The following is a 13245-nucleotide window of genomic DNA, read 5'->3' as shown; positions in this document are numbered from 1 at the left end:
CAAATTATTTACTGTTTTCTACGAGAAGAAGATATGATTTACTTTCTTTTAACAAAATTTTAAGAATATCGAGGTGTTTTTTGTTTTTATACAATTCCTCTATTCCCATCGGATTACAATATGCTAAGAAATGATAATACTTTTCTTTCGGAATTTTTAATTGAACAAAAAAGAAATGTTCGCCAAATAGGTTTTTAAGATTTTCTGGAAATTGCTCTTTAAAGTTTATTTTTTTTCTGTTTGCTCTCTTCTTTTTTAAATCTGCATAAGGAATTGTAGCACTCCCGCCAACTCCCTTTAAACCCGGAAGTATACCTGGAGTTACAGATGGTTTTTGTAGATGGCGTTCGTCATTACCAATTCCCATGTTCATAATATTAGCATAACCCATAGCCAAAATGAGATCAATTAAGCCTTTCATTTTTTCTTCAATAGAATCTTTTTTGTTACCAATTCTATCTAATGTTAGATGTCCTTTCATTTTCTTTTTAACCTCAACTTCGTCTAATAGGTTGATTGCAGGAAAAAGAAAAACACGTAAAAAGTGTTCTTTAATAACGCCTGTTGTAATTCTAATTTTTTTGACTTGATACTGGATGTTTGTTACCTGAATCCAATCACCAACTTTTGCTTTAATTGTAAAAGAACCCTCATTATTTGACACAGTTCCTTTTCGGGTTGATAGATTTAAAATATGAGAATTTTTAATTCTTTTTGAAGAAGGATTGATAACAATACCATTTATATCTACTCTATTTTCTTGTGAAAAAGAATTTTGAATTATGAGATAAAAGAAAAAAAGTGAGAGTATTTTTTTTACCATTTAGTAAAGTAATTAATTTTTGGTTAGTAAGGTTTCTTCATTTAATTTTTTAAGAGGAAATAGTTTACTTTCTCTAATTAGAATTTCTGTTAGTTTAAGAAGATCTCCTTTTTTATAATGCGATATAATATTTTTTGAAGCACAAAAATTTAAAAATTGATTGATATAAGATTTTTGTATGCCAAGTTGTTTTTCAAAAAAGAAATCTGATAATCTTTCTCTAATTCTTAATAAATTAGAATCCGCTAGTTTTATTTCTTTTAATTGTTTTGCCCTTTTTGTATTTCCGTTAAAAAAGTGAATCAAATTTTCTAAATCTACCGAAGCACTTGTTAACGTAAGTTTTGTAACACGCTCATTTTTTTTAGCAAAAGTATTTGCAAATGGTAATTTTAACGATGTTGCATTTACCATATATGCTGGCATTATTTGCGGATCAACATAAAAAATACTTCTTCTTTTTTTTAGAAACACTTCATCTAAAGCATAAGATGAAGCTTCTATATTTAACACAATTTTTTTAGATGTATATATTTCTTCCGAAATACTAATTTCTTTATTGTCAATATTTATATGAGAAATAAAAAGCGTGTCGGTTTTAGAAACCAAAATTTTAAACTCGCCTTTGGTATTTGTAATTACGCCAATAGAAGTATTTTTATTAATCACATGCACATTTTCTAGTGGAATTGAATCCAAAGAAATACTTCCATAAATTTCAATTGATTCTTTTTCTTGAGAAAGCATCAAGTTAGAAATTGCAATTAAGAAAATAAGTAAAGTTCGTTTTTTCATTGTCACAAAGAAAACCGACATCATTCTTAAAACTCTATTAAAGCACTCGTAAATTTTTGTTAAAGAGAATTGTTTAATATCTAAAGTTCTTGCCTGTTTTTTGATGCAATAACTTTAGTTTCATTATTTTTGAAATATGAAAAAACTCATTATTGCCAGTACATCAACCATTCATGGTAGCGGATATTTAGAATACATATTGCCTACACTTTCTGCTCATTTTAAAAATGTTAAAACTTTGCTGTTTCTTCCGTATGCAAGACCAAGCGGAATTTCATATGACGATTATACGGCAAAAGCAAAAGCTGCTTTTAGTACTATTGGTATCAATGTAAAAGGAATTCATGAGTTTAAAAATCCGAAGGAAGCAATTTTAAATGCGGAAGCCATTTTTACTGGCGGAGGAAATACATTTGAATTGGTAAATCAACTTTACAAACAAGATATTTTTGACGTTTTAAAAGAAGTTGTAGAAAACGGAACGCCGTATTTAGGAACAAGTGCAGGAAGCAATATTTGTGGCGTAAATATGATGAATACCAATGATATGCCAATTGTGTATCCGCCAAGTTTTAAAACGTTAGAGTTTATTCCGTTTAATATCAATGCGCATTATTTAGATCCTGTTGAGGGCTCGACGCACATGGGCGAAACTAGAGCAACTCGAATTAAAGAATTTCATGTATATAATACAACATCTGTAATTGGATTGCGAGAAGGAAGTTGGTTAGAAGTTGATGGAAATTCTATTTTACTGAAAGGGAAATTATCTGCAAGAGTTTTTAAACAAAACGAAAAACCATTTGAGTTAGAAAGTGGGAGCGAAGTGGTTTTGTAGTTAAATGCTGGAAAGCATCAAAGTTAGAAAGTTAGAAAGTTTGAAAGTTGCAAAGGTTCAGAGGCTCAGAGGCTCAGAGTTGCAAAGTTACAGAGGTACAAAGGTTTTTAGAAATAAAGTTTATTTTTGTTGCAGTAACTTGAGTTTAATAGTTTTTCCTAATTCCTAATTCCTAATTCCTAATTCCTAATATTTCACGTAATCAACAATTTCTAAACCATAACCAATCATACCAACCCGTTTTTCTTGTGTTGTATTAGAAACCAATCTGATTTTATGAATGTTTAAATCATGTAAGATTTGCGCACCAATTCCAAAATCTTTGCTATCCATTTTTATTTGTGGCGCTTTCATTTCTCCTCTAGATTGCGATTCTTTTAAAATCTCTAAACGATGTAATAAATTTTGAGATTGATTTTGCTGATTGATAAATAAAATGGCTCCTTTACCAGCGTCAGTTATCGTTTTAAACATATTGTCTAACTTCTTATCTGCATTGTTGGTTAACGTTCCTAAAATATCGTTGTTTACTAACGTAGAATTTACTCTTGTAATTACAGGTTCATTTTCTTTCCAAGAACCTTGTGTTAATGCTAAATGTACTTGACCGTTATTTGTTTGCTGATATGCTCTAACTCTAAATTTTCCAAAACGAGTTTCAAGATCAAAATCTTCTTTCTTTTCAATTAAAGAATCGTGTTCCATTCTATATGCAACCAAATCTTCAATAGAAACAATTTTTAAATCGAACTTTTTAGCGACTTTCATTAATTGTGGTAAGCGCGCCATCGTACCATCTTCATTCATTATTTCTACAATAACTCCTGCTGGTTCAGAACCCGCTAAACGTGCAAAATCAATTGCAGCTTCTGTATGTCCGGTTCTACGTAAGACGCCGCCTTCTTTTGCTTTTAAAGGAAAAATATGTCCTGGTCTTGCTAAGTCAAATGGTTTTGTAGTTGGATTGATAATCGCTTTTATAGTTAGTGCTCTGTCTTTTGCAGAAATTCCTGTTGTTACACCTTTTCCTTTTAAATCTACAGAAACGGTAAAAGCAGTTTCCATCGGATCGGTGTTGTTGTTTACCATCATTCCCAATTGCAACTCTTTACTGCGTTGTTCTGTAATTGGTGCACAAATTAATCCTCGGCCATGAGTAGCCATAAAATTAATCATCTCTGGAGTTACTTTATCTGCAGCAGCAACAAAATCTCCTTCATTTTCTCTGTCTTCATCATCAACAACAATAATTACTTTTCCGTTACGGATGTCTTCAATAGCTTCTGCAATTGAATCTAATTGTATGCTGTCGGTTAGGTTAGTTTGCTCCATTATATCTTGTTGTCTTTTTTGGACATTATTTTTTTAAAAAATGCTGTAATTGGCTGCAAAAATACATCAATATTAAAGATTCCCATATCTTTTGTAGCTCTTCTTGTTAATAAAATAGCAATTGGTATCATTAATAGTGCAGAGACCCATGACCCCAAAAGTGTAGTTAAAGAACTTTCTCTTGCTAAATTTCTTCCAAAAGTATTGGTAAAAAAGTACAATACATAAATAGAAATTGCCAATATCATTGGTAAACCAAAACCACCTTTTCTAATGATAGAACCTAAAGGTGCGCCGATAAAGAAGAGAATTAAACAGGATAAAGAAAAGGCGACTCTATTGTAATATTCTGTTTCATAGAGATTTAGTAGTTTTCTTTTAAATTTAAAAGAGCCTTTTTTATTTTTTATAATATCTAATGCGGTTTTGTTTTTTGCAATTGATGAATTCACCAATCGCAATTGTGTTCTCTCATCAAAATTATTTAAAACTTCTGAATCTAAAGAAACAATAGCGTCTTTTGTATACGGAACTAATTTTTTGGCATCAGTATTTAGATATAAATTATTAGCTCTTCCTTTTACATATTCTCTAAAATCTGTATTAAAATGTGGTAATGTATCTTTTAATTGAGTTAAACTTAACATGTGATAACTCTTTAAGTCCTCTTTATCAGAAATGTCTGTAGAAAAGGAAGAAAGGTCTATAATGATAGAGTATTCTTTAAAACTTGCAGTTGAGAGTGGCATGTTTTTCTCTGTTTTTACACTTAGATGTTCTTCAAAAAACTGCCCATCATACAAAACCAATGTCATGTATTTACTTCCTTCTTTATTGATGATTTTTCCTCTTTCTGCTGTAATGATTTTTTTATTCCATTTTTTTTCAGACAAATCATAAATCATTACTTTTTTCAACAGGTTGTCTTCTTCTCCATATTTTTCATCAAATTTAATATGATAACCAGGTATTTCTGTATTGAATCCCCCAGCAATTAAAGCCAAAGCAGGCTTCTGTTTTTTGATATTTATATACAAGTTTTTTTGTTTAAACATTGCATATGGATACACATTATTTAAAAACAAAAAATTGACAAAACTCAAAATAATTGTCAAGAAAATTAAAGGCCTTATTAAGCGTTGCAAAGAGATTCCGGCAGATTTAGTAGCTGCGAATTCGTAATTTTCAGAGAAATTACCCAACGCCATTATAGAGGAAAGCAAAACGCCAATTGGCAATGCTTGTGGAGTCACAATTAATGCGGTATAAAAAAGAAATTTTAAAATAAAAATAAGATCAATCCCTTTGCCAGCAATATCTTCAAAAGCCAACCATAATGCTTGCATTACTAAAACAAATAGTACAATTAAAAAAGTAGCCACAAATGGCTTCAGAAAACTTTTTAAAATGTATTTGTCTAGTATTTTCATAAAAAGTTCATCGCACAAATAGTATTAATCAATACTATAATTCTTTTTTAAATAACTGTTTTTATCAAAAACAAAAGTGTTTTTTGGTAAGTTTTGATTGCTTTTTAACGAAGTAATTGTAAACGTAGTTTTAGAGGAGTTTGCTCCAGTCTGAATTAACTTGTAAATATGTTTTGTACTTAATTCAATTCCTAATTCAACTTTAATAATATCAGAATCGCTATCAATTGGAGTTAATACTACAAACTGAATTTCTTTTCCTTTAATCGTTGCTTTTTTTCCTAATTTAAACGTGTAACCATCTTCATAAAAAGTTAGTAGTTTTGATGGATAAATGAATCCGTCTTCATCACCAAAATCGCCATCATTTATAGCAATTTCTTTTTCATCATGATTAATTACATATAGTTTTTTACCGTCAAAAATAAAGCTATTTCCAATGTAATTTAAATTGTATTTTTCTCCTTCTAAAAAGATGTTTCCTTTCATTGGTGGTTCATCACCTTCTTTAATTCCGGCTGCTTCATTGCTTAAACTCGATGTAAAAGCAATTTCCATATTTGTATAAGAAGTCATGGTGCTAGAAACGTTATCTAACAATTTTTTTGCAGCATCATCTTGAGCAAAATTGCTTGTTGCAATTCCTGTAAAAAGTAAAAAGAAATATATTGTTATGTTTTTCATAAATTGAATTCTAATTTTGTTCGTTTGCTAATAATTGATCTAAAGCAACTAAATCTGGCACTAAAACTTGTCTAGCTTTACTGCCTTCAAATCCGCCAACAATTCCTGCAGCTTCTAGTTGGTCAATCAATCTACCAGCTCTATTGTATCCTAATTTTAATTTTCGCTGTAATAATGATGCAGAACCTTGTTGTGCGGTAACAATTATTTCTGCGGCATCTCTAAATAATTTATCTCTGTCTGCAATGTCTACATCAAGAGCTGTGCCAGCTTCTTCGCCAACATATTCTGGTAATAAATGCGCTTCTGGATATGCTCTTTGAGAACCAATAAAGTCCGTAATTTTTTCAACTTCTGGAGTGTCGACAAAGGCACACTGAATTCTGTTTATTTCGTTTCCTGCGGTGTATAATAAATCTCCACGACCAATTAATTGATCTGCACCACCAGCATCTAAAATAGTTCTAGAATCAATTTTTGAGGTTACTCTAAACGCAATTCTTGCTGGGAAATTTGCTTTGATAATTCCTGTAATTACGTTTACAGACGGACGTTGAGTTGCCACAATTAAATGAATTCCGATGGCACGTGCTAATTGTGCTAAACGAGCAATTGGTGTTTCTACTTCTTTACCAGCAGTCATTATTAAATCAGCAAATTCATCAATTACCAAAACAATGTACGGCAAAAATTGATGTCCTTCATTCGGATTTAATTTACGTGCTTTAAACTTTACATTGTATTCTTTTATGTTACGAACCATGGCTGTTTTAAGCAAGTCGTACCGATTGTCCATTTCTATACACAAAGAATTTAATGTATTAATTACTTTCGTGGTATCGGTAATAATTGCTTCTTCACTGTCTGGTAATTTCGCTAAATAATGACGTTCAATTTTATTAAATAACGTTAATTCTACTTTCTTCGGATCCACCAAAACAAACTTTACTTCCGCAGGATGTTTCTTGTATAATAATGATGTTAAAACAGCATTTAATCCAACAGATTTTCCTTGTCCTGTTGCTCCAGCCATTAATAAGTGCGGCATTTTTGCTAAATCAATGACAAAGGTTTCGTTAGAAATTGTTTTACCTAAAGCAATTGGTAATTCCATTGGAGATTCTTGAAATTTCTTGGAAGAAATAACAGAATGCATCGAAACAATGGTTGCTTTTTTATTGGGAACCTCAATTCCGATAGTTCCTTTTCCTGGAATAGGGGCGATGATACGAATTCCTAATGCCGATAAAGACAAGGCAATATCGTCTTCTAAATTTTTAATTTTTGAAATACGAACACCTGCTTCCGGAACAATTTCATACAACGTAATTGTTGGTCCAACGGTTGCTTTAATTTTTGCAATTCCGATTTTATAATTTTTTAGCGTTTCTAAAATTCTATTTTTATTTGCCTCCAATTCTTCTGGATCAATAGAAATGCTTTCGTTGTATTGTTTTAATAAGTTAAATGTTGGGAATTTATAATTTCCTAGCTCTAACGTTGGATCAAATTCTCCAAAATCTTTGACTAATTTTTCTGATAAATTTTCAGTAGAATGTTCTTCTTCTTCAATTTTATCAATATCAATTTGAACTTCTTTTTCTGTAACTTTTTCTTCTTCCTTGGGTTCGTTTTGCAGAACTACATCCAATAAACGATCGTCATTTTCTTCTTTATCATTTGAGGTGTTTACATCAGAAAAACGACTAATTGTAGGTTGTAAATTGGTTACAGATTTTTCGAATTCAGATTTCTTTTCGATTGTGTTTTCTAATTCAAACTCGTTTTCAATAACAGGTTCTTCAATCGGTTTGTTAATGGTATCTTCTTCTGTTTTTTCTTTCTTCTTTGATCTAAATTTAGATAAAACACTTTCTGGAGTTACTTTAAAACGGATAACGATATAGGTTAAGAATAAAAAACCTAACACAATTATCAATCCAGTTTTCCCTAGAAATGTTTGTAAATATTCGTTGATTTCTACACCGATGATTCCGGCTAAAACAACAAATTTATCTGAAACAAATCCTAAGGTAATTGAAAACCAAAGCATAATTAGTAAACCTATATTCCAAGTTTTAACAACTCTTCTAAAAGGCATTTTAAACAACCAATACAAACCACTTACAAAAAGTAATATCGGAATGATAAACGCTGCAATTCCGAATCCGTCATAAATAAAAAAGTGACTTAAGTTAGCACCAACTTTACCTAAAAGGTTTTTTGTTTCAACCGTTTTATCAGCAAATTGATTTAGTGTACTTTGGTCTGCTTGCCAAGAAAAGAAAAATGAGAAAAAAGCAATGATTAAAAAGAGCGCAAACAATGCTAAAAACAATCCAAAAACAGTGTGAGTTTGTCTATTGTTAAAAAACGCTTTTGTTTTTTGAAACCTAGGTTTTCTCGCTGTTTTTTGCTTTGTTGTTTTTGCTTTTTTAGCCATTAATTATCTGTAGATTGTAAAAGTGTAAATATAAGTATTTGCTTAGAATAACTCTAGTATTTTAGGAACGTATATAATTCCGACAACTATTAGCGCAAATATGGCTGCAAAACTGGGCGCTCCGGCAGCAATATCTTTAATAAAACCTATTTTTTTATGAAACTCTGGGTGCACAAAATCAGCCATTTTTTCTACTGCAGTATTACATGCTTCTGCAACTAAAACTAAAGCGACTACAATTAATTGTAACATCCATTCTGTTGCAGAAATATCAAAATAAAAACCAATAACACATGAAATAACTCCAAGAGAAAATTGTGCTTTAATACTATCTTCAGTAGTTAATAATAACCACATTCCTTTTAAGGCAAACTTCATACTTCGTAGCCTTCCTTTAAAAAAACCATCGTTTGGATTTTTCATTTTTAAAGTGCTTTTAATGCTGCTTCATAATTAGGTTCGTCAACAATTTCTGGAACTTGTTCTGTATACACTACATTTCCGCTTTCATTAACAATAACAATTGCTCTAGAGTGTAAGTTCGCTAAAGGACCGTCAGTTAGTTCTAATTGATAGTCTTTTCCGAATTTTCCAGTTGCAAAATCTGATAACATTATTACATTTTCGATGCCTTCTGCACCACAGAAACGTGCTTGTGCAAATGGTAAGTCTCTAGAAATACAAGCAACAACCGTGTTTTCTAAACTAGCTGCTTTTTTATTGAATTCTCTAACAGATGCAGCACAGGTTCCTGTATCTATACTCGGAAAAATATTTAAAATTACTTTTTTGCCAGAAAAATCTGACAAGTTTTTAGTAGCTAAATCTACTGTTGTTAAACTAAAATTTGGAGCTTTGGTTCCTGCTTTTGGTAAATCTCCGATGGTGTTTATTTTATTTCCTTTTAAGGTAATTAAAGTCATAATAAATTGATTTTTGAATCTTCAAAAATACATTTTTTTAGCGAATAAATTGTCTTGAGAATTTGTAAATAATTGCTAAAATTATGAATATCTTCGCAGCTTGAAAACTATTTTCCTAGCGTGAATTTATCATTATACACATCAGAATTTAAATACAATTGGAAACTTGCAGCGCCTGTAATGTTAGGAATGTTGGGGCACACTTTTGTAAGTTTTGTAGATAATATAATGGTTGGGCAATTAGGAACGGCCGAATTAGCAGCGGTTTCTTTAGGAAACAGCTTTATGTTTATTGCGATGTCTTTAGGAATTGGTTTTTCTACTGCAATTACACCTTTGATTGCAGAAGCAGACTCGGCAAATAATTTTGACAAAGCAAAATCTACTTTTAAACACGGCTTATTTTTATGTTCTGCATTAGGTGTTGCTTTGTTCTTATTGGTGTTCTTTGCAAAGCCATTAATGTATTTGATGAAACAACCAACAGAAGTGGTTGAGTTGGCAATTCCGTATTTAGATTTAGTTGCTTTTTCGTTAATTCCGTTAGTTATTTTTCAGGCTTTAAAACAATTTAGTGACGGAATGTCAATGACAAAATATCCAATGTATGCTACTTTAATTGCCAATATTTTAAATGTTGTATTAAACTATTTGTTGATTTTTGGAAAGTTTGGTTTTCCAGAAATGGGAATGGTTGGAGCAGCCTACGGAACCTTACTTTCTCGTGTTGTAATGGTTGTTTATTTATGGTGGTTGTTGGCGCATAAAGAACGTTCAAAACGTTTGGTAACCAACATTAAATTCTTCGTGTTAGACAAATTAATGATTAAAAAACTAATTAGTTTGGGAACGCCAAGTGCCATGCAAATGTTTTTTGAAGTAGCAATTTTTACAGCAGCAATTTGGTTGAGTGGTTTGTTGGGGAAGAATCCGCAAGCTGCAAATCAAATAGCTTTAAACTTATCTTCTATGACCTTTATGGTTGCCATGGGATTAAGTGTTGCATCGATGATTAGAGTTGGAAATCAAAAAGGGTTACACAATTATAAAGAACTAAGAAGAATCGCATTTTCTATCTTTTTAATGGCAATATTATTATCAGTTCTCTTTGCAATCATCTTCTTTTTATTCCATCAATATTTACCAAGAATTTATGTAGATTTTGATGATCCAGCTAATTTTGTTGACAATATGGAAGTTGTTTCTATTGCATCGCAATTATTAATTGCTGCGGCAATTTTTCAAATTTCAGACGGAATTCAAGTGGTGGTTTTAGGTGCTTTACGTGGTTTACAAGATGTAAAGATTCCTACAATTATTACCTTTATTTCGTATTGGTTGATTGGGTTTCCGGTGAGTTTTTATTTCGGAAAAGAAGAGCAATTAGGAAGTTTCGGAATTTGGCTCGGTTTATTAGCAGGATTATCAACCGCAGCCGTTTTATTATATATTCGTTTTAATTATTTAACTTTAAAACTCATTAGAGAGAAAGAAAATTAGTGCCTCTTCGAGCGCAATCGAGAGGTTTTAGGTTCGTAGTTATCGATACAATTTTCTTGTTCTCGACTCCGCTCGAATTGACAGAAAATCACTCGAACCGACAGTACAACATAAAAGAAAAAAAGAAAACATGGATTTACCAAAATTTTTATTAGCAGACAACAGCAATTTTCCGGATGATATTTTTGTATTACACACAGAATATCCTCGTTTTTTAATCAACTTAAAAGACGATGATGTAGAATGGTTTGAAGATTTGTCTGGAGAAAATGAAGAAGATATTGCTACAGAATTGGCAGATTTAATGGATAAAGCTGGCGAATTTTACGATACTGAAATGAAGCAATTTGAGTAATTTAATTTGGTGGACTTTTAAGAAAGTCCACCAAATTAAATGTTTAAGCCATTACAGCTGCTTTCTTTGATTTTCTGTAAATAAAAGAATTGAAAATATTTCTTTTTCCGAAGTTATTCATAGATTTTGCATTTACAAATTTCCCAAAAAGAATACGACTCACACCAAAGTATTCGTAAGTATTTCCATCTGTAAAAGTTACTTCTAACAACATGCTTTTATGATGCCAATCTGCTACTTGAAATTCTGTAATTGTAGTTTTGTAATCTTCTAAATTTGCTGCTTTCGTTTCTGGAGCAATGCTCACTAAAAAATGATACCCATCAATAATTTTAGTACTTTCTATTTCTGCAATTTCTTTTTTGTCTTCTTCTAAAAATTTATCAGGATGCCATTGTTTTACCAAACTTCTGTAGGTGGTTTTTAGCTCTTTTAAATCGATAGCTCCTTCAACATTAAATAACTTTTTATATTGGCTGATACGTTTCATTCTTGTGTTTTCAAATTGGAGTGCAAAAGTACTCACATTTAATGGATTAAAAGCGAATTATTCTGCCTTTTTTACCTACTCATTTTTTAAGATAAAATAATGATTTTTAAGTAGGTATTTCTTCTTTAGGATTGTTTTTAGGCGGATATATTTTAGAAACGACATATCCAACAATCATAGCCAACGCAAAAGAAGGTGCCAGCACATCTAATTCTACAAAATACGCACCAACACTTTCAAGATTTGAAATCACAAACTTGAATAGTATTACTGATAAAAATCCAGTTATCATTGATGCAATTGCTCCTTTTTCTGAATAGCCTTTCCAGAAAAGAGAGAGAATAATTACAGGACAAAAAGTAGCTGCAATTCCAGACCAACCAAAAATCATGATCCAAAAAATCTGTCTATCAGGATACAAATTGTATAAGAGAATTGCAATTCCAAGTGCAACTAACGCCATAGCAACAGTAACCATTCTCGAAAACTTTGTTAAGTCTTCATCTTTTAAGTCTGGTCTAAATATTTTTTGATAAAAATCACGTGTAATCGCACTTGAAGCAAGAATCAACAAAGAATCTATTGTTGACATAATTGCGGAAAGTACAATTGCTATAAAAATGGCAACGAGAATTGTTGGTAAAAATTCGTTTGTAATCATGCTTAACACATCTTCACCACCGTTTCCTAATATTGCTTCTGGATCTTGACCTTCAGAGGTAAAATAAATTCGAGCTAATATTCCAATGGTTACAGCCGCAGCATCTGTCAACAAGGTAAAAAGTAGTGCAATCCATTTTCCTTTGTCTATTTCTTTTACGCTATCAATTGACATAAAACGAACATAGACCTGTGGAGATCCTAAGAAACCTAATCCTATCATTGAAAACCCAAGAATGGTAAAAAGGTTCATTAACCAATCGTCGCTTCTTCCCATTATTTGTGTTAATGTTGGATCAATTGCGTTCAATCCAACTGTAATTCCTGCTCCGTGATCCATAGAAAACCAAACAACAATTGGCAATAAAACCAATCCGAAGAACATTAAAATTCCTTGAAACATATCTGACCAAACAGCAGCAACGAATCCACCAACAAAAATATAAATTAGAACAATACAAAAACCAATAAGTGCACCAATTCGATAATCAATATCAAGCATCGATTCGAAAGCAATTCCGGTTACATCCATTTGTGAAGCCACATAAATAACAACAAAAACAACCAATACCGAAGCTGAAATTATTCGTAATGTATTTGTGGATGATTTAAAATGACTTTGTAAATAATCTGGAATTGTAATTGCTTTAAACTTATCGGATCTTATTTTAAAGCGTTTTGCCATAAACTGCCAAGAAATAAAAACACCGAGTAATTCTCCTAGTACAACCCAATAACCAGAATAACCTGCCATTGCGCCCATTCCTGTTAAACCGATTAATAGCCAACCAGATTCTCCTGTTGCTCTTGCAGAAAAAGCAACCGCCCAAAAGCCCATTTTTTTTCCGCCTACATAATAATCGCTCATGCTTTTGACTCTCCGAGAAGCTAAAATTCCGATAAAAAATAAAATTGAAACGTAAATTGCTAAGATGATAAGTTTTGTAACCATTGAGTTTTTTTTAATTAACT

Annotated in this window: 13 protein-coding genes; 3 read left to right on the top strand and 10 right to left on the bottom strand. The window is 31.4% G+C overall.

The features are described from left to right. Nucleotides 1-4: 4 nt before the first annotated feature. Both ACEWL1_RS08980 and ACEWL1_RS08975 read right to left on the bottom strand, forming a co-directional pair. On the bottom strand, nt 5-823 hold the full coding sequence (locus tag ACEWL1_RS08980) for a peptidase associated/transthyretin-like domain-containing protein (protein ID WP_409232963.1): 819 nt from the start codon (nt 821-823) through the stop codon (nt 5-7). A 12-nt stretch (nt 824-835) separates the two neighbouring features. Continuing rightward, nucleotides 836-1618 carry a carboxypeptidase-like regulatory domain-containing protein gene (locus ACEWL1_RS08975; RefSeq protein WP_409232962.1) on the bottom strand — a complete coding sequence of 261 codons (783 nt, stop codon included), beginning with the start codon at nt 1616-1618 and terminating at the stop codon, nt 836-838. 136 nt (nt 1619-1754) lie between these two features. Between ACEWL1_RS08975 and pepE the strand changes: the two genes are divergently transcribed. Further along, the gene (gene pepE, locus ACEWL1_RS08970; protein WP_409232961.1) at nt 1755-2456 is read left to right on the top strand and encodes a dipeptidase PepE; all 702 of its coding nucleotides are present in this window, start codon (nt 1755-1757) and stop codon (nt 2454-2456) included. A 186-nt stretch (nt 2457-2642) separates the two neighbouring features. Here the strand turns inward: pepE and ribB are convergent, their stop codons facing one another. Genes ribB through tpx form a run of 6 tightly spaced genes read right to left on the bottom strand, consistent with a single transcriptional unit; the run spans nt 2643 to nt 9268 of the window. Next, nucleotides 2643-3788 carry a 3,4-dihydroxy-2-butanone-4-phosphate synthase gene (gene ribB, locus ACEWL1_RS08965; RefSeq protein ID WP_409232960.1) on the bottom strand — a complete coding sequence of 382 codons (1146 nt, stop codon included), beginning with the start codon at nt 3786-3788 and terminating at the stop codon, nt 2643-2645. Continuing rightward, the gene (locus ACEWL1_RS08960) at nt 3788-5218 is read right to left on the bottom strand and encodes an LptF/LptG family permease (RefSeq protein WP_409232959.1); all 1431 of its coding nucleotides are present in this window, start codon (nt 5216-5218) and stop codon (nt 3788-3790) included. Before ACEWL1_RS08960 ends, ribB begins: the two co-directional genes overlap by 1 nt. Before the next feature lie 24 nt (nt 5219-5242). Then, a complete protein-coding gene (locus tag ACEWL1_RS08955; protein WP_409232958.1) occupies nt 5243-5902 on the bottom strand; it encodes a LolA family protein in 660 nt (219 codons plus the stop codon). Nucleotides 5903-5912: 10 nt separating this feature from the next. Further along, entirely contained in the window at nt 5913-8345 is a 2433-nt protein-coding gene (locus ACEWL1_RS08950) for an FtsK/SpoIIIE family DNA translocase (RefSeq protein ID WP_409232957.1), read from the bottom strand. Between the two features lie 42 nt (nt 8346-8387). Further along, nucleotides 8388-8768 carry a diacylglycerol kinase family protein gene (locus ACEWL1_RS08945; protein ID WP_409232956.1) on the bottom strand — a complete coding sequence of 127 codons (381 nt, stop codon included), beginning with the start codon at nt 8766-8768 and terminating at the stop codon, nt 8388-8390. 2 nt (nt 8769-8770) lie between these two features. Then, complete coding sequence (gene tpx / locus ACEWL1_RS08940) at nt 8771-9268, bottom strand: thiol peroxidase (protein ID WP_409232955.1); 498 nt, start codon at nt 9266-9268, stop codon at nt 8771-8773. Nucleotides 9269-9388: 120 nt separating this feature from the next. On the opposite strand from tpx, the gene ACEWL1_RS08935 reads away from it, so the two are divergent. After that, nucleotides 9389-10768, top strand: coding sequence for an MATE family efflux transporter (locus tag ACEWL1_RS08935; RefSeq protein WP_409232954.1), 1380 nt, complete (start codon nt 9389-9391; stop codon nt 10766-10768). Between the two features lie 130 nt (nt 10769-10898). Next, entirely contained in the window at nt 10899-11123 is a 225-nt protein-coding gene (locus ACEWL1_RS08930) for a hypothetical protein (protein ID WP_409232953.1), read from the top strand. Nucleotides 11124-11166: 43 nt separating this feature from the next. Here the strand turns inward: ACEWL1_RS08930 and ACEWL1_RS08925 are convergent, their stop codons facing one another. Both ACEWL1_RS08925 and ACEWL1_RS08920 read right to left on the bottom strand, forming a co-directional pair. Next, nucleotides 11167-11613: a KTSC domain-containing protein gene (locus tag ACEWL1_RS08925; RefSeq protein WP_409232952.1), complete on the bottom strand. Its 447-nt coding sequence runs from the start codon at nt 11611-11613 to the stop codon at nt 11167-11169. Nucleotides 11614-11719: 106 nt separating this feature from the next. After that, nucleotides 11720-13225: a sodium/proline symporter gene (locus ACEWL1_RS08920; protein WP_409232951.1), complete on the bottom strand. Its 1506-nt coding sequence runs from the start codon at nt 13223-13225 to the stop codon at nt 11720-11722. Between the last annotated feature and the right edge of the window lie 20 nt (nt 13226-13245).

This window comes from Polaribacter gochangensis (assembly GCF_046224025.1).
In the GTDB taxonomy this organism is placed as follows: domain Bacteria; phylum Bacteroidota; class Bacteroidia; order Flavobacteriales; family Flavobacteriaceae; genus Polaribacter; species Polaribacter gochangensis.
The sequence above is the reverse complement of the archived record's forward strand: the minus strand, read 5'-3'. Positions and strand labels throughout refer to the sequence as shown.

Bases quoted from the DNA above. Each gene is read 5' to 3' on its own strand.
- ACEWL1_RS08980 (WP_409232963.1), bottom strand. From the start codon at position 823: ATGGTAAAAAAAATACTCTCACTTTTTTTCTTTTATCTCATAATTCAA.
- ACEWL1_RS08975 (WP_409232962.1), bottom strand. From the start codon at position 1,618: ATGAAAAAACGAACTTTACTTATTTTCTTAATTGCAATTTCTAACTTG.
- pepE (WP_409232961.1), top strand. From the start codon at position 1,755: ATGAAAAAACTCATTATTGCCAGTACATCAACCATTCATGGTAGCGGA.
- ribB (WP_409232960.1), bottom strand. From the start codon at position 3,788: ATGGAGCAAACTAACCTAACCGACAGCATACAATTAGATTCAATTGCA.
- ACEWL1_RS08960 (WP_409232959.1), bottom strand. From the start codon at position 5,218: ATGAAAATACTAGACAAATACATTTTAAAAAGTTTTCTGAAGCCATTT.
- ACEWL1_RS08955 (WP_409232958.1), bottom strand. From the start codon at position 5,902: ATGAAAAACATAACAATATATTTCTTTTTACTTTTTACAGGAATTGCA.
- ACEWL1_RS08950 (WP_409232957.1), bottom strand. From the start codon at position 8,345: ATGGCTAAAAAAGCAAAAACAACAAAGCAAAAAACAGCGAGAAAACCT.
- ACEWL1_RS08945 (WP_409232956.1), bottom strand. From the start codon at position 8,768: ATGAAAAATCCAAACGATGGTTTTTTTAAAGGAAGGCTACGAAGTATG.
- tpx (WP_409232955.1), bottom strand. From the start codon at position 9,268: ATGACTTTAATTACCTTAAAAGGAAATAAAATAAACACCATCGGAGAT.
- ACEWL1_RS08930 (WP_409232953.1), top strand. From the start codon at position 10,899: ATGGATTTACCAAAATTTTTATTAGCAGACAACAGCAATTTTCCGGAT.
- ACEWL1_RS08925 (WP_409232952.1), bottom strand. From the start codon at position 11,613: ATGAAACGTATCAGCCAATATAAAAAGTTATTTAATGTTGAAGGAGCT.
- ACEWL1_RS08920 (WP_409232951.1), bottom strand. From the start codon at position 13,225: ATGGTTACAAAACTTATCATCTTAGCAATTTACGTTTCAATTTTATTT.